Source organism: Pseudomonas protegens, assembly GCF_003732485.1.
In the GTDB taxonomy this organism is placed as follows: Bacteria; Pseudomonadota; Gammaproteobacteria; order Pseudomonadales; family Pseudomonadaceae; genus Aquipseudomonas; species Aquipseudomonas protegens_B.
In genome coordinates this window covers 18517-42115 of the sequence record NZ_MOAK01000032.1, presented here as the reverse complement: position 1 = coordinate 42115, position 23599 = coordinate 18517, and the positions used below count along the sequence as shown (strand labels likewise).

Sequence of the window (23599 nt, the reverse complement as noted above, 5' to 3'; positions counted from 1 at the left end):
TCCAGAAATGTAAGTGTAGTACGTAGTGTTTCTAGCCCAATGGGCTGCGGAGTGCCGGGGAGGCGGTTTTTTAATATGCCGCGCTCTTCTTCCAAGCTCCGCATTTGGGCTTGCAGGCTGAAGGACGAGTCGTAGCTGTTGCAATTGCAATCGTCGTGATAGCTGCCACCGCGCCCGTCGGGCATCTGGCTAATGGATTGTTCGGATCCGACGATCAAACGTGTTTCAGTGCATTTGCCTATTGGTCTGGAGATTCATCAGGAAAAATCCTACACAAACTCAGTCAAATTCCTACATCAAGATAGTCGGCTCGCATGTTTCGATCGGAAACCTTCACGGGAAAAACATGGAAGACCTTAGTTATGTATAGATAAATGAAATCTGTACCTTTCACTGACTACTAAAAATAATTAATGGTGTTTAATATGGGTTGCAATTGCAAAAGGATCTTCATCCATGTTGTAGTTTTTTTTTCCTCCCTGGCTATCTTTCCGGCTAGTTCGGAAGACTATGGTCGTCCGACTCTTACTGATGAAGAGACAAAGTCAGTTAAGGGAAAGTATTCCAGGGCGGTGCTGTTTGGTGATAGTCAGTTAGACACTAATAATGTGTCTAAGACTGTTGAAGTCAGCGGGAGCGGGTCTATAGTTTTTGCGGCTGCGGCTGCTGGACAAGCGCTACCTAAGATTTTTTCGTTGCCCCTTGGCGCTCCATTTACCTCCGGTAATGGTAACGCGGCTCAACAAATATTTGGATATGATTTTACTAGATCAAACCCGCTTGCATGGGGGGCAGACTGGACTATAAGTACGTTTTTCGGTTCCCTTACAACAGGAACACTAAGGATAAATAGTGTTGGCCTAACAGAGAAAAAAATAGATAACACAAAAAATGTAAATATGGCCCAAGGTGGAGCAAAACTGAACAAAATTTTTCCAGGCACGAATCGTGCCCTTTTAGCGGGGTTCGCGCCAGTTGGTATTAGTGGCATCGCTGAGTCTGTATTACCTACACTTGTAGGCGATAGAAATATAAACTTATTGAAGCCTATTGTTGACCAGCCGAAAGAATTTAGCAATAAAGGAGGTTCTTTTGGGCTGCGTGATATGGCAATGCTACTCGCGGGAGGCAATGACGCTATCGCTCAGGGATATGACGGTGAAGCGGATTTGCAGGTTGCAAAAAATGAACTATATGCAGGCAGGGAAAAGGCACTTGGAGATATAGCAAAACTGGGAGCGAAAAATATTTTCTTTGGCAATCTCCCAGATCTTAGACTTACCCCAGAGCTAATAAATTGGACTCCGGGAGGAAAAAATAATCTCCACTTGGGGGTGGCTAGAGAAACAGGTATCGCACGTACACGCATTACAGATTTATTGCTAGAGACTAATGAGAAGACAACTTCTTCTATGTTGCGTGTCACGCTTGATAATCCTGGTACCACCGTTACTTTATTTGACATTTTTAAGTTCATCCAGCACGTGGCTGCCGATCGAGAGCGTTATGGTATCGTCAACGATATAAGTATTTCGTGTGCCAGCGTTCCGAAATGCAATGAAGATAGGGCGTCAGAGGGCGGAAAATATTTTACTGAAGACGGATTACATCCCAGTGAAAAAACTAGCGAAATTATTGCCAATGCCTATAAGTATTATCTGCGCGACCCCCGCCAACCGCTGATGTCTCGCGTGAGTGACGGGAGCTTAAGTTCTGATCCCTATTTTGATGCGTTCGCTGATGTTGTCGTGACGAAAGAAGCCTCAGAGCTGACTCATAATGTTGTAGGGGGGGTCTTGGATCTGAGCCTGAAAAGCCAAGTTGATAGTTTAACTCCGAAGGTTGTATTGAATGGTGCATTGTTGCGCTTTGATGATGCTGTTGAGAAAAATCAGGACAGTCAATACTCCCATCAGTTAAGTGCGAATATTTTAATTAAAGAACGCTTTGCCGGGATTGAAATAGCCAACATGTCTTCGGAGTTTATATACAGAGGTAATGCTTCAGGTTCTGCTTTGTTAAAAAGTGGTTTGGGGACGTTAGTGTTGACGGGAAAAAATTCGTTTGATGGGGGGCGCGCAGGGGGATTCGGTGTCGCTGTTGTTGGAGGTGTTTTGCAAGTGGGGAATGCTGGTGATACAGGTTCACTTAGCAGTGATGTGATTATCAACGAGAAGTCTAGTCTGGCGTTCAATCACAGCATGGATCACTCGTTTGCAGGCAATGTCGTGGGCACTGGCGCGCTGCTGAAAAAAGGTACGGGAGTACTGACGCTAACCGGCGACAATGCTCACAGCGGTGGGACGACTATCAGCGCTGGTACCTTACAAATCGGTGATGGCAGCGACAAAGGTTGGTTACAGGGTAACGTGGTCAATGACGCGGTGATGGTATTCAACAGGGGGGACAACCAGCAATTTGATGGTCGGATCGATGGTAGCGGTTCGATTGTGAAAATTGGGACAGGCTCAGTGAACTTGACAGGTTCAGGTGGGGTTACTGGTCGTACAGAAGTCAGAAGAGGAAAGCTAGGATTCAATGGGATCTTCGACGCTACAGATGTTCAAGTGAGCCATGGGGCGGTGGTGTACGGTGGGGGTACTGTTCGCTCACTCAGCCTAGAGGCGGGTGGCGCTATTGCTCCTGGCAATTCTATAGGGACCTTCAATGTGATTAACGACATTGTTTTTAACAAGGGCTCCGTTTATGCAATTGACGCAAATGCTGCTGGGCTGAGCGACATGATCAAGGCCGGTGGTGTTGCGGATATCAAAGGCGGTGATGTTCTGGTCGATGCCGAATCGGGTCAATACAGCCCGACAAGCCAATACACCGTGCTTTCCACCAGAGGGGGAGTGAACGGTCAGTTTGACAGTGTCTCTGCTAATTTTGCGTTTCTTGATCCGAGCTTGAGCTACGGTATGTCAGACGTATCGCTGTTGCTCGTTCGTAATGATGTAAAACCGATCGATCTTTGCCAAGGCGTGAATGAGAAGGCGGTTTGTGCAGAGTTACTACCTGTGGTTCCGGAACCTGGAACTACGGTCACATCGGTCATTCCAGTTGTTGAGCCGGTGGTGGCAGCCACGCCGGTCATTCCAGTTGTTGAACCTTTGGTCGCAGTCGGGGAAAGAAATGATCTGTTCGAAAGAGAAAACGCTGTAGTCATAGGCATGAGTAAGTCAGAGTTCACGCGATTTGCATCGTTACTGCCTGGTGATATTCACCCCACTGTAAAAACCGTACTGGCACAGGAGTCGTCTTACATTCGCGACTCGATTTCCAAGCGGTTGTATGAAACAGAAAAAGGCTGGTCCGACTCAGGCGCTTGGGGTTATGTGTTCGGTTCAGAGGGCAGGCAGAAGGGGGCTAGAAGCATTTCCGGTCTGAGTCGAAACACACAAGGCTTTATTCTCGGCAGTGATGTGTGGGTTGAGGATGCAGACCTGAGTTTGGGAGTGATCGGTGGATACCGCAAAACCTCCATGTCTCAGCGAGCTTCCTCGGCCGATATCGGTACCTATAACCTTGGCATCTATGGTTCAAAACGATACGAGGCATTGTCCGTGCGACTCGGTGCGAGTTTTTCCTGGCACGATATAGAGACAAAACGCAAGGTCAATTACAAAGGGCGTGTCTCTACGCCGGATTCTGATTATCACGGGAATACCGTGCAATTGTTTTCAGAGCTGGCGTATGACCTGAAGTTTGATCGATTTGGTGTCGAACCTTTTGTTGGTTTTTCTTATAGCCGTCTTGATATCTCCAGATTTTCCGAAGAGAAAGACTTGTTTTCCCTATCTGGAAAGCGTGATGTTAAAGATATCTATGCCAGCACGCTGGGAGCGCGGGTGAACTACTCTATCCAGTACAACGATGATATTAAAGCGAGTTTCCAGGCCGGTGCGGGTTTGAAGCATACGTTTTCTGATATTTCTTCAAATACAAATATGGCGCTGCATTCACGTGGTGATGATTTCCGCATCAGCGGTTTGCCATTGAAGAAAAATATTGCTCAGCTTAATGCGAAGGTAGCGGTGCAAACTAATGGCGGTTTCTCTGTAGGTTTGGATTATATGGCTGAAAAAGCCAGTGGTATGAGAGATCAATCCATTTCCGCATTTGCTTCATTGGAATTTTGACTTAGAGACGCTCCGAAGTACCCGCCGATTTTTTGATATATCAGCCATTTTAAATTCAAAAAATCGGTGGTCTATATAAACCCTATTTTGGGTTTGGTTCATCATGGGGATGGTACTGTGGCGAATACCCGATAGGCGCCTTCATTTCGAAGTAATACTGGTTACCTTTCTTGGTTTTATGCATCTCGGGATCATGCTTTTCTTCTTCGTTCTTGGTCGAACTGGGAGCATGAACAATAGTGGCACTGATGATCGTACCCTAGCGTAGTGACAGGTCTCTTTCTTAAAAATAATCATTGATGAACGTGAGGATGGCAGGGGCGAACTGATGCTTCTCCAGCAAGTGCCGGAAGTTCATGATTGTGATGTGTTCCGGGAATCGGCGTACTCAGCGTAAGACGGGAGAACAGGCGCATCGGTGTGATCTCGTACAGCGGCTCTTCCATGGCGGGGCCGCTCAGCGAAAACCGATCTGTAACAGATGAATGCGCAGCATCGTTTTCAGCGACTAAGGATTACGGCTACCGCCTGCCTTTGGGTAATACGGCTCGATCAACCCCAACAGGCCGGCCCAGAGCGCCACCTGATCCATCGCGTAAAGGAAGCGCTCATGACTTGCTTACGTATTCAACGTCGGAAAAGCTCATCTGGCTCATGCGTGGTTCGGGTTAGTTGGTGAAGGTGTATTTCAGCACATCTGGGGACTTGTTCGGCGTTTCCTTAGGTGAGAAGGATGTCGCTGGCAGTACGGTTTGAACAAATATGTCGCCAATAGACGGGTTGCTGGCGTTTTACCATTAAACGTTGTCGTATCAAGACAAGAGACTGGATTATGTTTAGTTAGTATTAGGGGAGTCCAGTGAGTAAAAAGTGCACGGATGCAACTTGTTTCATCTAAAGCGCTTTTGCTGAAAAGGCACGGTACAAAGTGTCCGCGTGGTACGCACTGCATCTTGTGTTTCTCAGATTTACCTTGGTTTAAGCCTAGGGTATTTCATACTCCTTTGACCTGCCACCAGAGTTTCGTTGCAAAGATTGCACAGGACCTGAAACCAAAGAGCGCTAGGAGAGATGTGATGAAAATCACGGATAGAGGTAGGGAGCTTCATCGTAAATCCACAGTAATAACAACCAGTGCATTTCTACTAGTGGCATATTTGCCCGAAACTGTTGCTGAAGAAAAAAATCCGAAAAATTTCTCCATAAAAACCATGGTTTTTAATGTTTGGAATAAGGCGGAGAGTTCAAAGATTTGGAAGCCGGTAAAAAATATAAACAATCTCACCTATTCAGACACTATGAGAAAACTGCTTTTGGGGGTGTCGCCAGATATTCTTGTAATGCCTGAACTTGATAACAATGCGAAAAAAGTTAACACGAATTACGGCAGTCAGGTTTATGATGCGTTTAAGCGAAATACAAATGACGTGTTGAATAGTGAACCCCGAAAACAAGATAGTTTTGTCGATTTTCGCAAGAATGAAGACAAATATCTTGAGGGGAGTCCTGAATATAATAAAAGAAATGAAGATCAGAAGGAGCTATACTTTAATGGTATTGGAAGTATTTTCTCTTCCGTGCCTTTTACAGACTTACCCGGAGATAGCATTAGGATTGATCCTGGCAATGGTTTTCCGAAGGCTACCGTAACCGGCATCCACTTAGACCATTCGGACTCTCCGGATAGACGAGTTAAGGTCGCTGAAGATTTTAACTCCTCCGCGTTAACAAGCAGTGTTCCTATGATACTTCTTGGCGATTTTAACGCGGGTGATATTTCAGAACGAGGATTGCACAGGAAAGAGCAACAGCTACTTGTAATTGAACGTGCTGATAATAGTAAGCTTTATAAAAAGCTTGCCTATGAATATATGAGGGCCGGAGGTGAGGAAGGGTATAACAAGGTTCTTGGAGTAATTAAGAATAAGTACATTGGTTATAATATCAATAATCTGTCTTGGGACCAGTGGGAAGAGGCTCTAAAAGGAGCTATAAAAAATAATATAGATTCTGGGCTTCAGGATGAAAACTATCCTGTTTCCAGTAATTTGCCGGTAACTTTGAATGTATTCAAAAAACAATACCAGCTCCTACAACTTGAGCAACACCGGGAGCTATTCAAACCTAGCCAAGTAGACGACCAACGCGCTACCTGGGCGAGTGATGGTGAAATCGCAGAAAATAAATGGCCTAGCTGGGACAGGGTGACAATTGACCATACTATGATGTCTCGCCCCTTCGCCAAATGGACGGAGATTGCTGACGATGGCAAGCAATCAGGTAATCTCAGCAAGCTAGCCAGGTTGCCTGATGACCGTTCCCTTTCGGACCACGAACCCGTGGCGCAGAATCTGCGCTGGGTGGGGCCGCAGCTTGAAGTTTACAAAGACGTTGCAGGCAACCAAGAAAAAACACGCCTTGTGTGGGGCGCCGATACTTACAACTTTGCGGGGAGAAACAAAACGTTCCACCTCGTGCGCAACAACTATCGTAATGATGTCTATCTTGGACAAGTTGCGGACAGTAAAGGTAATCCCACATTACCGAAGCTGAGTATTGAAGAGAAGACATCCCTTCTCAATTGCAAGGGCAGCGATAGCCGTTTCCAGCAGGCAGTCGCTGATTATTGTATCGATGATCACTCTTTTATAGGTGAAACCCTTGTAAAGGACGGGGGACTTCTTGTCGTTGATGAGGATCAAGCTTTGGGAGGAAGCAAGGCTAAACTGCGGCTGGCCAATGGCGGGCTCAAGGTCGAAGGTTTGTCCATGGGCGAGCTCGATCGTGAGGTCGTTCTCGAACAGCAAGGGTGGATTGATGTTGCCGAGTCCAGCTTGGTGGTGTCTGCTACGAAAGCCTTGACGGGCACAGGCAGCCTCACAAAACTGGGGGCCGGTACATTCGCGCTTTCAGGCGCCAACAGCTATACAGGCGGAACATTTGTCGAGGAGGGCATCCTCAGAGCCGGCATTGCAGGTGGGTTCGTGAACAACACCGCCTATGCCATCAATGGTGGAGCACTTGATCTAAACGGATTCGATCTAATCGCTTCGAAGTTGGAAGGCAAGGGTGGCTCCATCCAGCTTGGAAAGGGCTCGCTAACCATCGACCAGAGCTTCAATACACGCTATAACGGCTCGATAGAGGGTTTCGGCGGACTCACGAAGTCAGGTGGCAGTGAGCTCATTCTTAATGGTCAGAATAGCTATACCGGTGCAACCCTGGTTCGGGACGGGCGTCTGGTCATTGGTGATAGTGATCATCCTGATGCTCGCCTTGAAAGCCAGGTCACTGTGGGCCCGAGTGCTACGCTCGGTGGTATAGGCACGGTAGGTGCTCTGACGATCAATGCTGGCGGCACGGTAGCGCCCGGTAACTCTATCGGTACGCTGCGCACCGGTGATGTGACATTTGATGCCGGCTCAATTTATTCCGTCGAAGTAGGCCCGGACGGACGCAGCGACCTGATCGAAAGTGCCGGCGTCGCGACCCTCAATGGCGGTGAAGTCAGGGTGTCATTGGAGGACCGCGCAAACCTCCTGACGGAGGACGAGGCAAAAACACTGGTTGGACAGACCTTCAATATTATTACGGCCAAAAAAGGCATTGTCGGTCAGTTTGAATCCGTCACGCCTAACTACCTGTTCCTGAATAGTCAGGTAAACGTACCACGGATACAGCAATTGCTTGATGGGCCTCCTATCCCTGCTGCGCCCGTACCGCCGGAAAAAACCATTGCGCCAGTTTCTGAAGTGGCGATTATTCCGACGCCGGCCCCGACAACGACAACGACTGTGCCCGTAGAACCTGCTCAGTCTGCTCTGCCGGTGTCTGACGTGGTGTTTATTCCCGTGCCTGTCGCGTCAACGCCTGTGGATGTAGCGCCTGCTCAGGCAACGCCCGATATGACGGCCATAAGCGTCGCCATTGAACGCAATAGCACCAGTTTTGCCAGCGTGGCGCAGACCAAGAATGAACGTTCTGTTGCCGCTGTTGCTGACACCCTTGCCCCAGGGAATCCTGTGTATGAGAGTCTCTTGACCTTCAACTCCGCTGAACAGGCCCGTCAGGCCTTCAAGCAACTTGATGGGCAGGTCCATGCGGATGCCGCCGCCGCGCAGATCGCCGACAGTCGTTATGTTCGTGATGCGGTGAATGCTCGTCTGCAACAGGCGCAAGCGTTGAGTCCAGAAGCAACGATTCAAGTCGACAACAGCAACGGCGGCTGGGTGCAGTTACTCGGTGGTCATACGCAACTCGACTCCGATCACAACGCCACCAGCTACAGCACCTCTACCACGGGCGTGCTGCTCGGTCTGGACACGGATATCGGTGATGGATGGCGAATCGGCGGGGCCACTGGCTACACGAAGACCGACTTGAAGGGGGCCTCCAGAAAGTCGGTCAATAGCGAAAACTATCACCTGTCGATCTATGGAGGTAAACGCTTCGATAGCATCGCCCTGCGCTTCGGCGGAGCGAGCACTTGGCACCACTTTGACACCTCCCGTAATGTGGAGTACGGGAACCAATCCGCTCATAAAAAAGCTGCCTACAAAGCACGAACGGATCAGATATTTGGTGAGGTCGGATATACCGCCTGGTCAGCCTTCGAGCCTTTTGCAAATCTGACCTACATTAACTTCCAGAACGACGCGTTTAAAGAACGTGGGAAAGCAGCAACATTGCATGCCAGTAGGCAAAGTCAGGATGCTATCGTCTCTACGGTCGGTCTGCGTGGGCAGATGCAATTGCCGGTGAGTTCGACTCGCTCGGTGAAACTACGCGGCGAGTTGGGTTGGGAGCATCAGTACGCAGAGCTGGATCGTGAAAGCTCCTTGAAGTTTGTCGGCAGCGAAACTGCGTTTGCGGTGAGCAGCGTGCCAGTGTCTCGTGATGGTGCGGTACTCAAAGCTTCGGCAGAAATGGCCTTGACCAAGGACACGCAGGTGTCGCTTAACTACACTGGGCTGGTTTCCAGTCAGGGGGCGGGCAGCGCGGTCAATCTGGGATTCACATTCCAGTTCTGACGATCCGATGGCCTACAGACGGATGCAATGAGTTCATTGCATCCGTTTTTACTTATTGCGTTTTCTTAATGCTAAACATTTTAATACCACGGCTCTGGAGGTTGTATGCGTCAGGTTTTTTTAGGTATTGCTTTGACTGTTGGCGGTCTGCTCAGCACCGTGAGTTTGGCCGGCCCACAGTACGTCGAATTACCCAATGCGGTCGCTTCAAAGCAACAAGGAAAAATTGAGGTTGTTGAAATTTTTTCATATGGCTGTGGGCATTGTTTCAAGCTGGAGCCTTCGCTGAATTCTTGGGTCGCATCGCTTCCTGCTGATGTTGTGTTCAAGCGTGTTCCCGCTATGTTTGGCGGGCAGTGGGATGTACAAGGGCAGTTGTTCTTGACTTTGGAGGTGATGGAGGTCGGACCGCAGGTTAATCACGCTGTATTTCAGGCCGTTCACGATCGGCTGAAGCTGAAAACGCCCGAGGAGATGGCAGATTTTCTTCAAACCGTCGGCGTTGATAGGGGCAAATTTCTCACGACCTACCACTCCTTTGTGGTGAGTACTAGAGTTGCTGACGCAAAAAACAAGACTAAAGCCTATGAGGTCTCTGGTGTGCCAGCAATGGTTGTGAATGGTAAATACCGATTTGACCTTGGTGTCGGTGGCGCAAAAAAAATGTTTGAGCTGGCGGATCAGCTAATTGATAAAGAGCGGCTGTCACAATGACTGGAAGAGCTGTTTTTTAAGCAGTTGCCTTTTAAGCATTCTCAGACTCCTCAAGGTCGCTCTCCAAGAAGCGGTCTGCTACTTGTGCATTTCCAAAAGTGCAGGGCATTCAAGCCCCTCGCAGGTGTCTTCATCGATGTTCATCGTGGGGTACTCCGAATGTTGTGCATATGCAGTCCATCATCGGCGCCACGGAGAAGCGGCGGGAAAAGGTTTGCTGTAGGGAGGCTTCGGTGTTCAAGGACATGAGGTTCTGCTTTGAGGCGTTACGGCGGCAAATGAAGCAAGCTTCTTCGCATCGTGAACAAAAAATCTGATAGAGCGGAGTTTATCAGGAAAGCGCAGGGGCAATTTGTTTGTCCCCGGGATCGACGGGTGGCGATTGGCAAGTCAGCGAGTTACGCCAACTATCCGCCCCAACCGGACCGCGGAGTAATACCCCACCATGGCGCCGAATCTCAGCCATACCCCCGCGCAAATGCACCAGGAAAGCACCTTCGGATAATCATCGCGGAAGAACTTGCCATAGAAGCGGATCATGCCTCGATGTTTATGCCATTCGACGAACAACGGGCGTGAGCGGCTGCAGGCACCCCAGGCGTGAAAAATTTTTGCCTGGGGCACGAAGCCGACTTTCCAGCCGCTATGGCGAAAGCGCATGCACAGGTCCAGGTCTTCGCAGTGCAGGAAGTAGCCTTCGTCCCAACCGCCGACGCTGTCCAGGGCTTCGCGTTTGACCAGCATGCAGGCGCCGGAAATGGCTTCGACGTTGGTTGGCCGGGTCGGCAGGGGCTCGCGGTGCAGGAGAAAGTCGGAAAACAAGCGGGGCGAGAGCCAGGCCAGGCACGAGAGGTTGAGGGCGCGGACCACCGCTCGGCGCGGGGTCGGAAAGACTCGACGACCACCGGGCTGTTCGCTGCCGTCGAAGTTGCACAGCAAGCCACCAACCATGCCGAGATCATCGGAGTGTCGCAAGGCGCCGATCAGTCCTTGAAGTGCCCCGGGTTGCAGCACGGTGTCGGGGTTCAGGAACAGGATATGAGGCTGCGTGCACTGTGTGGCGCCGAGGTTACAGGCCGCAGCAAAGCCAGTGTTGCTCAGGTTGCGCAGGATAATCAGGCGTTTGTCGGCGCCGTAGCGGGTCTGCACCCGTTGCAGGCTGTCGTCGTGGGAGGCGTTGTCCACCAGCACCAGCCTGCCGACACCCTGGGCCAGCACTGAGGCGACGCAGTCCTCCAACAGAAGGCCGGCATTGTAGTTGACCACCACCACGTCACAGGATTGCGGCATGGGCCACCTCGAAACGCTTCGCCCAGGAGTTGGCCTCGCGAAACTGCAGGGTATTCGCCAGCGGCTCGCTGAATGCCAGGGCTTGGCCCATCACTTGGGCGATGTCCGCGACGGTATCGCTGAGAAAGACTCCCGGTGTGTGGCGGCGAACGTTCATTTCGCCAAAGGCGGTGCTGACCACCGGCAGGCCCAGGGCTCGGTATTCGTAGTACTTGATCGGATCGACGAAGTGGGTGATGTCGTTTCTCTTGAACGGAATCAGGCCGACGTCGAACTCGCACATCGCCGCCAGTGCAGCTGGGTGCGATAGCGCCGGCAAGCAGCGGATATTGGCGGGTAGTGCTGCGGGCGGGGCACTGTGTTGTGGGCCGATCAAGCGTACTTCGGCTTCCGGGAAGGCCTGGGCCAGGGCGTGGACGAAGTCCCAGTCGAACCACTTGGCGAGAGTGCCGATGTAGCCGAATACGGGGCGCGCTGCAGGACCCTCGGATCGAGGCAGTGGCAGGGAGGGCAACCGTTCGCTGGCGCAGCCATTGAGCAGCAGGCAGGCATTGACTTGCCGCTGCAACCAATAGTGCTGCAGGCTCGAGCAGGAGGTCAGGGCGGTGGTCACGGCTCTGGCCGTTTCGTACTGGCGTTGCTGCATGGCACGACGGGACCAACCGCTATAGAAAGCCGGCACGTTGTCCATCACGTCATAGAAACTGCTGACAAAAAGCGGCTCGCGCAGCAGTTGCAGGGCCAGTCGCGAGGGCTTGCCGATGCCTAGCAGGGTCGGTTCCTGAGCGAAGTGCCTGACCTGCTGCATCAGGCGTCCCCAGAACAGTCGATTCAACCACCCCGAACCGGGCAGGGGCTCTATCGGCAGGGCCCGAGGGCGGATCAAGGTCAGCCAGTCGGGCAGAGGTTCATTGGGAGGGGCGGGCGAGTGCTGCTGCAACAGGTCACGGGGCACCGGCAGGCGAGTGGGATAGGGTTCGATCCACAGCACCGGAGCCTGGGTGCTGGCATGGAACTGTCGGACCAGTTCATGGGGCCGCTGGTCGAAACTGTGCCAACTGACAGGCGACAGATAGACCAGTTTCATGGCTCCTCCCGGGAGGTGTGCGGAACCCATGGGCGGTCCCACTTGGCTTCATAGAAAGCCTTGTTGCGGGTGAACAGTTGCTGGCGCTGCTTCTCGGGCATCTGCTCGAAGGACGCGGACAGATGGTGATGAACGAACACGTCCTCGGCGAAGGCACAGGACCAGCCGGCTTGCTCGACCCGGCGGCAGTAATCGTCGTCCTCGAAAAAGCCCAGCCCGAAGGCTTCGTCCAGGGGGCCTATGCGCTGATAGGTTGACCTGGACATCATTACCGCGAAGAAACCGAGGGTGGCGCAAGGCACGGTCAGGCCGGCGTGGCGCCAGGTGTATTGGCGGGCACGGATGGCCATCTCCCGTGAGTCCTGATAGTGGATGTCGATCTTCGCTTCATTGCCAATGTTGTTAGTGACCGGTCCGATCAGGCCGAGCCCGGGCGCGCGCTGCAAGTGGCGGCGCAGGGTCTGTGCCCAGCCGTTGGTGACCTGGGTGTCATTGTTGAGCAGCGCCAGGAACTCGCCCCTGGCCAGGGCCAGGCCCTGATTGTTGGCGGCGGCAAAACCCAGGTTGCTGCTGTTGAGAATCAGCGAGTGTCCGCTGCTCGCTGACCAGTGCTGGAGGAAGTCGACGCTGCCATCGGTGGAGGCGTTGTCCACGACGATGATTTCCAGTGGCTCGCCCAGGGGGTCGGCGGCCAGGCTCGCCAGGCAGTCCCGAGTGAAGGCCAGGTTGTTGTAGGTCACCACTATCACGCTCACCAGCGGTTGCGGGTCACCGCCCTCAGTCAGGGCGAGCAGGGCCTGTGTCCGGTGCTGCCAGGTCTGCTGCGCGGCAAAGGCCTGACGTTGCCCAGACGCAGCACTGCATTCAGGTTCCTGCAACGCCCGGGCGATGGCATTGATAAACGAGGGCGTGTCCTCGGCGATGGCGACCTGTTGCTTGAACTCGTGCAATTCAGGGAGATCCACCGCCACCACCGGTTTGCCGGCACTCAGGTACTCGTAGACCTTGACCGGATTGGTGGCCAGGGTGAGCGGTTCGATGCGGAACGGCAGGATGCAGACGTCGAAAGCCTGCAGGTACGCGGACAGCTGCGCATAAGGAATCTCGCCCGTGAGCTTGATATTGGTGTGGCCCCGCAGGCGCGCGCCGATACGTGCGGTATCCGCGCCGATCAACAGCACGGTGCAGTGGGCAAATGCTTCGGCTATGGCAGACACCAGGTCCACGTCGAACCAATGGGCCAATGCGCCGTAGTAGCCGATCACGGGACGCCCCGGGGCATCTTGAAAGCAATGTTCCGCGACCTTGGAGAAATAGTCGAAGTCGGCGGCGTTGCGCAACACTGCCCGCTGTTGAAACGGTGCGCTCGGGATTCGCTCCCGCCAGTATTGCTCCAGCCATGCCGAGGCGAACAGGGTCACATCGGCTTTGCGTATCAGATCGTGCTCCAGTTGCAGGAGTCCCGGTTCGAGGAGCGCAAATCCTTGATGGTGGTCCATGCAGTCATAGACCACCCGGCTATTGGGCAAAGTCTCGGCGATGGGTGACCAGAAGGGGTGCTGGATCAACGAGATCACCCGGGTCGAGTCGACCCAGCACAGGAGCTCACCGATGCTGCGTCGCAGTTGCAGCACCAGCGCAGTCTCCGGCCGTGCGTCATAGATGATCGGCGCGGCGCGTGCAAATAGCCGAACCTCGAACAGGCGCCCCTGATCATCCAGTGGCTGCAATATAAAACCGTCCCGGGTGTCATCTTCCAGTGTGGCCGAGACATAGAACACCCGGCGCCCGCCCAGGCTGAGTCCTCGTGCCAGATGTTGCGGGCGTTGCTGGCGAAACTCCCAATCGATGGCTCCCCAGAACAGATAGTCCGGGAGATTGGCAAGTGCTGGCGGCACAGGGTTGTGGGGGGGGACAAAGACCCTGGCGGCCTGCAGGCGTCGGCGCCAGCTCCGCCAGGTGGGCATCAGGATGCGGTGGTACAGATGTCGAATCAGGGCTTTCAAGGGGTGCGGTAACGGCAGCCGATGATAAACGCCGCGCAAGCGTTTGAGCAGTGAGGCAGGCGCTGGCGCGGGTGCTTTCAATGCAGGGCTCCGGCTTTTTTCGGGGTGGCGGCGACGATCACGAAATCGCTGGTCAGCGTGCCCGACTCGATCAGCCCATCCTCGATATCGAAGAGCATGCGCAGGATCCGCATGGCCTGTGGATCATCGGCCTTGAAATTGCCAGCGATGCCATGCAGGAGGAACTGCAGCAGCGTGCCGCCGCAGACATTGAGTGCCTGGATCTCGAAATGCTCCTGAACGACCTTGAGGATGTCCTGGGAGCGTACGGCTTCCGATGGGTCCACTTGCACAACTTCCCGTGGGTCGGGCAGGGGCACCTGGTGTTGCAGTTGGCCGTAGGAGCCCCGGACGAAGGAGCGACGCATGCTCGGGGGAATCAGTGCGAATGCATGACTGATGGCGGCACACTGGGTTGCGTCGAAAGCGAAGTGATTGGCGCCGACGTATTCATTGAAAAACAGCCAGCCGTCCGGTTTCAGTGATTGGCGAACATTGGCGCAGACCTTTTCCAGCTCACGAATGTGATGCAGTGAACCGTTGAACCAGACGGCGTCGTAGTGGGCTCCGGGCAGTGTCACGCGTTCGACGTCGGTGAGGCTGTAATGCAGGGTCTGGGCACCCATTGCCGCCGCTTGTGCCCGAGCGGTTTCCAACGCCGCCGGGGCAATGTCCAGTGCGTCGCAGTCCTGGAACGCCTTGAGGCTGTAGAGTTCACGCTCCAGGGTTCCGGTGCCGCAACCGACGCTCAGCATGCGTTGCACCGGCAGTCGGTCGCCGAGGAAGGTGTTCAGGCAATAGGGCACCCAGTGGGCATGACCGCTGCCGGCCGTTGCCTTTTGCTGATGGCGTTGCTGCACCGCCGGAACCGCCAGCCAATACACATCCGCGGAAAATGCATCCGATCCGGCTTGATTCTCGGACCAGTGCTCTGCGGTCTGGGCCTTGCGTCGCTGCTCTTCTGCATCTTCGCCTTGAGATGCGTGAGGGGCGGCTCGACCGCTGAATCTGCGCATGATCTTTTTCAGCACGTTCGACCTCTACCTTCCGTTTGAACCGGCTCTGGGAGTGATTCAGTGAGACTGGCTCCCGGAGCACCGGTCTTTGTCCGCTGGCGTACTTGGCTATGGGGTTGCCAGGGGCCCCATTTGCTCTCGAAATAGGCTTGGTTCTTTTCCCACAGTCTTTGGTATTCACCGCTGGCGATAAGGGCCTTGAAGGACGCCTGGCCGTAATGGTGGATGAACCCATCTTCGGCACAGACAGTGCGGAACCCTGCGGCCTGCACCCGACGGCTGTAGTCGTCGTCCTCGAACATGCCGATGCCGAAGGCCTCATCCAGCCATCCCACCTGCTCCAGTACTTCGCGACGCAGGGCCACGCAGTACATGGCCAGCATCGGAATATCGAAGCTGCGCCCGCGATACTGGCGGGCGCGCCGATCGGCGAAATCTTCCAGATCGTCAAGATGGCTGTAGTCGATACTGACCTTGGCCTCGTTGCCCACCGCATTGGTGGTGGGCCCCACCAACCCCACCTGTGGGTCTTCCAGATGCCGTAGCAGGGGGGCCAGCCAGCCCTTGGGCACAAGGGTGTCGTTGTTCAGAAGTACCAGATAACGGCCGCGGGCAAGGCGCAGCCCCTGGTTGTTGGCGGCGGCGAAGCCCAGGTTCCGCTCATTGAGCACAATGCTTACATCAGGTTCGGTACGGGCCAGGTAACGCAGGTAGTTGCGGGTATCGTCCCCGGAGGCGTTGTCGATGATGATCAGTTCGAGGTTCGGGTACGCGCTGTTGCGCAACAGGCTGTCGATGCAGCCTTGGGTCAGTTGCACATTGTTGTAGGTGACTATGACCACCGAGACTTTTGGGTACAGGTCGATCAAGGCGTTGCGAGTGTCTTCGAAGCGTTGTTGCCAATCATTGGCTTGGGCCAGCGCGATGCGTTGCTGCCAAAGCTGGAGGTCGGTTTCCCCCAAGGCTTTTTCGATCTGCGTCACAAAGCCTGCCGCGTCCTCAGCGAAGTACAGGTAGGGCGCGTAGATCTGCATTTCCAGCAGCGGCACCGAGACCACAGGTTTTCCGGCACTGATGAATTCATAGAACTTCACCGGGTCCACCGCGTGGGTCACGTTATAGAGGCGAAATGGAATGATGCAGACATCGAAGCGATAAAGGTACAGGGGCATCTGGGCGTAGGGCTTTCGTCCCAGCAGGTGCACGTTGGGCAGGCAGTCAAGGCCGGCCAGCTCACGGACGAATACATCACCAACCAATACCAGGTTCCATTCCGGCCTTTGCTTGGCAATGGCTGCGATCAGCTCAAGATCGACCCACTCGGCCAGTCCACCATAAAAGCCGATGACCGGGCCTTGAAGATCCGCCAGCAGCGAATTGGGTGCGCAATGGCGCGTGAAGAAATCGAAATCAACGCCGTTCCTCACCAGCAGGCAGCGACGACTCAGACTGGCCCATTTATCCTGCAGTATCGAGGCGGTGACGGTCACCAGGTCGGCGTGTGCTACCAACACCTGCTCTTGGGCCAGCAGCGGTTGACCTATGTTCGGGAAGTCCTGCCATTCATCCATGCAGTCGTATTGCACGGGCCAGCCCTGTATGTGGCGCAGCTCCAGGACCAGGCGTGTCCAGTAGGGCAGGTGCACCACCGAAATGGCGGTCTTGATCCGGTAGTCGCTGGCCAGGGCTTGCAACGCCTCGGCGTTGCTGCGCAGGTTGTCATCGTTGATGCACGTGGCGTAGTAGTCCTGGCGCGAATGCCCGCGCAAGCTGACCTCGAAGACGCCGGGGGCGACTTGCTGCACACAGTAGGGCACCCCTGGCACCGGTGCTGGTGAAAGGATGATGTAGAACACCCGATAACCCTGAGCGGCGAACTGCGTCATCAGTTGTTGCGGTCGCTGGAATCTTGCGGACCAGTCGATGTTGGCAAAGCACAGCAGATCGAACGACTGCGAGTGGACGGCAGGCGCTGAAACCGCATTGGCGGCCTGGTCCGGCAGTGTCGAAGCTGGCAGCGGTTGGGGCGCCAGCGGCAGGTGGTACGGGTATTCGCTGTCCCTGTTGATCACCCCATGGCGTAGCAACTGCAGGAGCATTCGCAGGGGACGGGTCAAGCGCCAGGAACGTGAGCGCCGCATATGTTCGATATGGGCCAGTGCTGCATCGCGTTCGATGATGGCCTGTACTGGTTCCCGTGGCGTTGACGCCTGCAGTTGCTTGGGCGGCTTATTCATGAGGGCCTGCGTAGTCGTGCAGCGGGGACTCATCACCGGCCGGCCACATTGAGCTGGTGGAGCCGGGCCGATAGAAGGTTACGGTCATGCTGCGGCGCGAGGTCCGGCAGCTGTCCACGACTTGCGACACCGCGTGCCACGAATGGTCGGCGCGTACCAGCACGGCGGAGTTGCCCACGAGTGGCGGGATCACTGCCACAACCGCTTCCGGGTCTGCGCAGTGCAGGATGTTCAGGCAGCCGCCGTCTTCAATATTCCAGGATTGGTTGAAATACAGGATGTGGGTCACCAGTTTGTCCGCCAGGTCCGGATGCGGACCAAGGCAGGCCTGTGGTCCGTAGTGAAACAGGTTGACCTCCATGGGGGCGGTCCGCAGGTCCATATCGGTCAGTGTCGACAGGGCCAGGCGGTAGGCGGGCCCTGTCAATTCGTTCGCCAGCTCGCGCCAGACCGGGCTCAGGCTGTGTTCATGGACAATGCGCCCGGTGCCCATCTCGACCAGTTGCCGTGCCTGATACTCATAGTCCTTTTCTCCGCCGTACCCGGAAACGGTCTTGAAGGCGTCGTGAGGGTAAGTTGTGGCCAGCGCTGCCGCGTTTTCGGGGGAGTACAGGTCAGCGATCTGCCCCCAACGAAAGGGGTGGCTGTGCAAAGGCTGTTTGGTAAGCGTCTTCAGATCCAGCATCGTATTCATCTTCCCAATAGGCGTTGCAGGTTGCGCCGAATGGAGCGCAGTGGCGCAGTCAGGCGAAAGGAGTTGGTGCGGTGCATCCGCGCCAGCTCGGCGTGTGCCTGGTGGGCGAGTTCCAACTGCTGCTGGCGAGATTGCTTGAGCTGCAACAGCTGAAGGCGCAGTGCTTCCAGCTCAGCCTGTTTGTCCAGGCATTCCTCGCGCCAGTCCAGGTGGGTCTCTTCCAGTAGTCCAGGCAGTGCTTGCCAGAGCCGGTCCATTGACTGGCGGGTGGGGCGACGGCCCTGGCTGATGAGTTCGGCGACTCGATCCCAATGGCGCTGCAATTGCTCTCGGGCATCGACCAGGCGGGGGCAGGGCGCATGCCGTACCAGGCGCTCGAGGAACCACTGGGGGTCTATCTCTTGACCGGCGTGCAGAGGGTGGATTCCCTCGTAGTCCCGCAGGGCCGTGTACTTGCCCTGGTCCAGGTTGGCCGAGCTGAAGATGGGCACGCCGAAGGCCAGGGCGGTAATCGCCAGGTGGTAACTGTGGCCGATCACGCCTTGGGCGTGGCCGAGGATTTCGGCCAGCAGCAGCGGTGCTGGCCAGGTGGGCAGGCGTATGGCCCTTGGCAGGTCGTCGCCAAGAACCGACTCGTGGTCTCCCAGTACCGGGCCAATGGGCAGCAACAGCAACTGCCACCGGGCAAACAGTGGGTTGTGGGTTTTCCACAGTTGCAGGAACCCTTCCAGGCCGGCAATCGCATGCACCACCAGGTAGGGCCCGTCCAGGCCGGCCTGTGCACAGAGTTGGCGGTATTCCACAGAGGGCTGTTGCAGGTCGATAAGGTTGGGCAGGCCGAATGCGGTGTCCGGCAGCACCTCGACCCGGGCCTGATCGCTCAGCGCCGACAGGGTGTCTTGAGACAATGTGTCCCGTACTTGCACGTGGGGGCTGAGTTCCAGGGCCAGCTTGACCAGAGGGACCGCCCAGATCGGCACCTTGTTGCAGTGCATGCCCGGGGCGTTCCAGATCAGCGGTACATCGTGCTGCAGGGCAATCAGTGCGGGGGACAGCCAATACCCGGTGGGATGGTGGATCTGCGGGTCTGGCGGGTAATACCCCGGGGCTACCAGTTTGTCGAAGCGGATGATGAACCCCCCACCGATCAGTACCCCGTCCAGGGTCTCGATCAGTCGGGGCAGTTCGCTGACCGAGGTGACGTTGTAGGGCCACTGCGGTGTGGCGCGGGTGTTATAGGAGAAAGCATGCAGGTGCACAGCGCCCAGGCGCGCCTGCAACTCGGCTGCGGCGATCAGGGGAAACAGCAGATCGCCGTAGTTGGCCACGTCAAAGGTACCGAAGATCGCTACCTGCCACTCCTTGTCCCTCATGAGTGTTCCTCGGTCGACATGGTTTTTTGCCCTTCGCGGGTGACGGGCTTGATGTGCAAATCGACGATTCCCAGGAAGTGCTTGTTGCTCGGCAGAGTGTCGAAGGCCAGCAGGGCGACCTGCTTTTCAATCAGCTGTGAGGTTTCTTCGGTCTCGCCATCCATCAGCTTGAGGGTGATGTGGTAACGCCCGGCAGCCAGGTTGGCCGCGAACTGCAAACGGATCGACGCGCGGCGCCAGCCATTCTCGGATGCGTCGCTGTGCAGGGGCGCATTGACTCCGCTGATCACCAGCAGCCTGGCCTCCTGGATGGTCAGGCTGATGTTGGGGCGGGTGACGGCATCGCTGACGAGCGTGTCGATGGCGATCTCGATGGTGTCGCCATGGGCAAAGCTTGAGTACAGCGCCCCGGTGTTGCTGAAGACCGCCGAAGTGATGCGTCCTTCAGTGGTGCCGAAGGCCATGCCGTATTCCGGGTTGAGCGCTGTCTTGGCCGTGACCTGGATGGCGCCGGCGCTGGCCCAGCGTCGCTGTTCGTCGCGCATGTCCAGCAGGTAGAGCTCGGCCATCGCTTCCGGCGCGCCACTGGCGCGGATTTCGCCGTTGCGCAGATACAGGGCTCGATTGCAGAAACGCTTGATCAGGCTCATGTCGTGAGACACGAACAGCAGGGTCATGCCTTGCCGCGTCAGGCGATCGAGGCGCTCCAGGCACTTGAACTGAAAGGACGCGTCGCCGACGGCCAGGGCTTCATCGACAATCAGGATGTCCGGCTCCACGCACACCGAGACGGCAAAGGCCAGGCGTACCAGCATGCCGCTGGAATAGGTCCGGGTGGGCTGGTCGATAAACTCACCGATATTGGCGAACGCGGCGATTTCCTCGAAGCGCGCTTCGATTTCCGCGCGCTTGAGCCCCAGCACCGCACCGTTCAGGTAGACGTTCTCGCGGCCGGTGAACTCCGGATTGAACCCCGAACCCAGCTCCAGCAGCGCGGCGATCCGGCCGTGGCGGGTCAGGCTGCCGCAAGAGGCACCCGTGGTGCCGCAAATCAGTTGCAGCAAGGTCGATTTGCCGCTGCCGTTGCGCCCGATGATGCCCAGTGCCTCGCCCTTGCGAATCTCCAGCGAGACCTCTTTCAAGGCCCAGAACTCGCGATAGCGCCGTTTACCGCGAGGCAGCAGCAATTGCAGCAGGCGATCCCGAGGCTGGTCGTAGATCTGATAGCACTTGCCCAGGCTCTGGGTCTTGATCACTGGATCAGAGCACATCGGCAAACCCCTGGCGGGTCTTCTCGAACCACGCGTGTCCGAGAAAAGCCACAGCGCCGGCTCCCACCAGTTGCCCCAGCCACAGGCTGATATCGGGGACAACACCCCAGATCAGCACATCGCGGGATGACTCGATGACCAGGGTCAGGGGATTCAGATAGAGCCAGTGCTGATAGGCGGTGGGCAATGCGCTCACGGGATAGAACACCGCGGACAGCAGCATCAGGGCCGACATCAGCACCCCAATGACCTGGCCGACGTCCCGCAGGTAGACCCCCAGGGAAGCCAGGAACCATGACAGCCCAAGAGTGAACAGTGCCAGCGGCAGCAATACCAGGGGGAACAGCAAGGTGGTGACCGGGGGCAGGCCGAAGACCAGTACATGAAAGACCAGCCAGACGATGAGACTCACCAGGGTATGGAACAGCACGGCCCCGAGTATCACGCAGGGCAGGAGGTCCAGGGGGAACACGACTTTCTTCACGTAGTTGGCGTTGCTCGGAATCAGTCCCGGGGCACGGCTGATGCATTCTGAAAACAGGTTGAAGACCATCATGCCGGTGAACACCAGCAGGGCGAATTGGCTTTTCGAGTCGCTGCCGGTGTCCCAGCGCACCTTGAACACCATGCTGAAAACGAAGGTGTATACCAGCAGCATGAGCAGGGGGTTGAGGAAGGACCAGAGCAGGCCGGCGATCGAGCCGCGATAGCGGCCGGTGATCTCACGCTCGATCAGCGCCAATAGCAGTTCCCGATGGCGCCAGGGCCTGAACGTGAAACGGTTAAGCGTGTTCCCCCCAATCAACGTCCACTCCTTGGTGATCAGCTTCCAACACCGCCGTGCGCATGACCTAGAGGTTCAGAGGAGCGGGCGATGTTTTGAGTCGAGTATTTTTATCAGTTGTGTATAGACCACAAATGCATGCGCCGACGGTGTTCTTGTGAGGTTTTTGATGAGATGCGCCGATGACGGGAGGACTGTTGAAAGATGGGGAGAGACTGCAGCCCCTTCGCTTGGGGGAGGGCCTGAGGATGGTTGGGGTCGGTGGAGCGCTCAGGCGCTCCACCGGCCTTTTTCGGCTACTAGGGGCGGCGTGCTGCCAGGTGCTCGGCCAGGTCGTGTGCCAGGCGCGCTGTTGCTTGCCGGGAGGCCTGGTCGATGTCGGGCCCGAGAATGGTTTTTTCCACCACCAGCGAATGCTGGTCGGCAATGCCGATGAAGTTCAGCCAGGCCTCGATGTAGGGTTTCTGGAAATCGAACGCTTGGGCCGGAGTGTTCGACTGGGCTGAAAAGTCCAGGCCGCGGGCGTAGCTCACCACCGCAGTCTTGTTGCGCAGCAGGCCCTGCAGCCCGTGCTCGGGGTCGAAGCTGAAGAGGATTCCCTGGTGCGATACCAGGTCAATGAAATGCTTGAGCTTGTAGGGAATGCTGAAGTTCCACAATGGCACGGAGAGCACCAGCAAGTCGGCCTGATGCAGGGGGGCGGCGAGTTCCTGGAGCCGGTCCCAGGCGCCTTGCTCGACAGCGTTCAACGACTGGCCACCGAGTCGGGCGTACTTGGCGTCCATCGCCGACTGATCGAATTCCGGCAGTTCCAGGCTCCACAGGTCCAGGGTGCTGACTTGAGTGTCGGGGACCTGTTGTTGATAGCGCTGGATAAAACCGCGGGCGATTTCCAGGGAGGCGGAGCGACGCAAGCGAGGTGAGCATTGGATGTGCAGGAGCCGGGTCATGAACGAGTCTCTTGGTGGACAGGGATGACCGCTATTGCAACATAGCTGTTTTTTAAATATAAATTGTCAATTGATGCATTATTGATAGTGTTTTGAAATATGTTCGATGCCTTGCTACTCCGTACTTTTGTCGCTGTTGTCGATGAGCAGGGGTTCAGTCGTGCGGCGCACAAACTGCACTTGACCCAGTCGGCGGTCAGCGGCCATCTGCGGCGCCTGGAACAGCAGGTCGGCAAGCCATTGCTGCAACGCACCACCCGCTCACAGCAACTGACACCCGATGGCGAGCGGCTGATGGCCTACGCCCGGGCCATTCTGGCGCTGAACCGCGATGCCTGGACCGAGTTGACCCGGGTACCGTTCCATGGGCGTGTGGGGATTGGGTTGTCGGAGGATTTTGCCGAGCCTCGCCTGTTACGCGCATTGCTGGATTTTGCCGGGCAGTTCCCGGGCATCCAGCTCGATGTACAGGTGAGCATCCCTGGCACCCTCCTGGATCTTCTGGCCCAGGGCAGTTTGCAGCTGGTGGTGGGGTCCTTGTGCGAAACAGCAGAGCCGGGCCAGTTGCTCTGGTCCGAACCTCTGGTCTGGGCCGGGCTGCCACAATCAGTGGCAGCCTTGCCCGAGCCTTTGCCCCTGGCGCTGTTTCCTGAGCCTTGTCCTTATCGAGCGGTAGCCCTGGGGCGGTTGGCCAAGGCCGGCATTGCCCAGCGTACGGCCATGCTTTGCAGCAGCAACGCGGCCTTGCGTGCCGCGGTGCTGTCGGGCTTCGCCGTGGCGCCGATGGCGGTCAGTCAGTTGGGGGCAGGGCTTTGTGCACTGGGGGCGGAATACGGTTTGCCGGAGTTGCCTCAGGCACAGTTCCGGCTGTTTACTGCGCCCGATGCGGACCCGGCCGTTGTGGTGGCGCTGACTCAGGTCATCGTCGAATATTGTTCCAGCCGA

General features: G+C 56.0%; 14 protein-coding genes and 1 pseudogene. 4 read left to right on the top strand and 11 right to left on the bottom strand.

Annotated features, from left to right (window positions below):
* Nucleotides 1-425 precede the first annotated feature (425 nt).
* Nucleotides 426-4142 carry an autotransporter domain-containing protein gene (locus BLX41_RS04925; RefSeq protein ID WP_185073383.1) on the top strand — a complete coding sequence of 1239 codons (3717 nt, stop codon included), beginning with the start codon at nucleotides 426-428 and terminating at the stop codon, nucleotides 4140-4142.
* Between the two features lie 127 nt (nucleotides 4143-4269).
* On the opposite strand, the pseudogene BLX41_RS04920 reads toward BLX41_RS04925, so the two are convergent.
* Nucleotides 4270-4798, bottom strand: a pseudogene (locus tag BLX41_RS04920) (IS5 family transposase); the annotation flags it as partial.
* A 420-nt stretch (nucleotides 4799-5218) separates the two neighbouring features.
* Here BLX41_RS04920 and BLX41_RS34480 point away from each other — a divergent pair.
* Nucleotides 5219-9172 (top strand): autotransporter outer membrane beta-barrel domain-containing protein, encoded by a 3954-nt coding sequence (locus BLX41_RS34480; RefSeq protein WP_259744424.1) that lies wholly within the window; start codon nucleotides 5219-5221, stop codon nucleotides 9170-9172.
* A 105-nt stretch (nucleotides 9173-9277) separates the two neighbouring features.
* Nucleotides 9278-9886: a thiol:disulfide interchange protein DsbA/DsbL gene (locus BLX41_RS04905; RefSeq protein ID WP_123723996.1), complete on the top strand. Its 609-nt coding sequence runs from the start codon at nucleotides 9278-9280 to the stop codon at nucleotides 9884-9886.
* A gap of 390 nt (nucleotides 9887-10276) precedes the next feature.
* Here BLX41_RS04905 and BLX41_RS04900 read toward each other — a convergent pair whose 3' ends face one another.
* From BLX41_RS04900 to BLX41_RS04855, 10 genes are all read right to left on the bottom strand, one after another.
* Nucleotides 10277-11176, bottom strand: coding sequence for a glycosyltransferase family 2 protein (locus tag BLX41_RS04900; RefSeq protein WP_123723995.1), 900 nt, complete (start codon nucleotides 11174-11176; stop codon nucleotides 10277-10279).
* Entirely contained in the window at nucleotides 11160-12263 is a 1104-nt protein-coding gene (locus BLX41_RS04895; protein ID WP_123723994.1) for a glycosyltransferase family protein, read from the bottom strand. The genes BLX41_RS04900 and BLX41_RS04895 overlap by 17 nt, the downstream gene beginning before the upstream one ends.
* The gene (locus BLX41_RS04890) at nucleotides 12260-14269 is read right to left on the bottom strand and encodes a glycosyltransferase (RefSeq protein ID WP_259744423.1); all 2010 of its coding nucleotides are present in this window, start codon (nucleotides 14267-14269) and stop codon (nucleotides 12260-12262) included. The genes BLX41_RS04895 and BLX41_RS04890 overlap by 4 nt, the downstream gene beginning before the upstream one ends.
* A 77-nt stretch (nucleotides 14270-14346) precedes the next feature.
* Complete coding sequence (locus BLX41_RS04885; protein WP_123724049.1) at nucleotides 14347-15345, bottom strand: class I SAM-dependent methyltransferase; 999 nt, start codon at nucleotides 15343-15345, stop codon at nucleotides 14347-14349.
* Nucleotides 15346-15353: 8 nt separating this feature from the next.
* Nucleotides 15354-17582 (bottom strand): glycosyltransferase, encoded by a 2229-nt coding sequence (locus BLX41_RS04880; RefSeq protein ID WP_123723992.1) that lies wholly within the window; start codon nucleotides 17580-17582, stop codon nucleotides 15354-15356.
* Nucleotides 17575-18267, bottom strand: a complete 693-nt coding sequence (locus BLX41_RS04875) for a 2OG-Fe(II) oxygenase family protein (RefSeq protein WP_123723991.1) — start codon at nucleotides 18265-18267, stop codon at nucleotides 17575-17577. Before BLX41_RS04875 ends, BLX41_RS04880 begins: the two co-directional genes overlap by 8 nt.
* Nucleotides 18268-18272: 5 nt before the next feature.
* Nucleotides 18273-19649, bottom strand: coding sequence for a polysaccharide pyruvyl transferase family protein (locus BLX41_RS04870; protein ID WP_123723990.1), 1377 nt, complete (start codon nucleotides 19647-19649; stop codon nucleotides 18273-18275).
* Complete coding sequence (locus BLX41_RS04865; protein ID WP_123723989.1) at nucleotides 19646-20920, bottom strand: ABC transporter ATP-binding protein; 1275 nt, start codon at nucleotides 20918-20920, stop codon at nucleotides 19646-19648. Before BLX41_RS04865 ends, BLX41_RS04870 begins: the two co-directional genes overlap by 4 nt.
* Nucleotides 20910-21725, bottom strand: coding sequence for an ABC transporter permease (locus BLX41_RS04860; protein ID WP_123723988.1), 816 nt, complete (start codon nucleotides 21723-21725; stop codon nucleotides 20910-20912). Before BLX41_RS04860 ends, BLX41_RS04865 begins: the two co-directional genes overlap by 11 nt.
* Before the next feature lie 278 nt (nucleotides 21726-22003).
* Complete coding sequence (locus BLX41_RS04855; protein ID WP_123723987.1) at nucleotides 22004-22654, bottom strand: FMN-dependent NADH-azoreductase; 651 nt, start codon at nucleotides 22652-22654, stop codon at nucleotides 22004-22006.
* A gap of 99 nt (nucleotides 22655-22753) precedes the next feature.
* Here BLX41_RS04855 and BLX41_RS04850 point away from each other — a divergent pair.
* On the top strand, nucleotides 22754-23599 hold an 846-nt coding region (locus BLX41_RS04850), incomplete at its 3' end, for a LysR family transcriptional regulator (protein ID WP_123723986.1).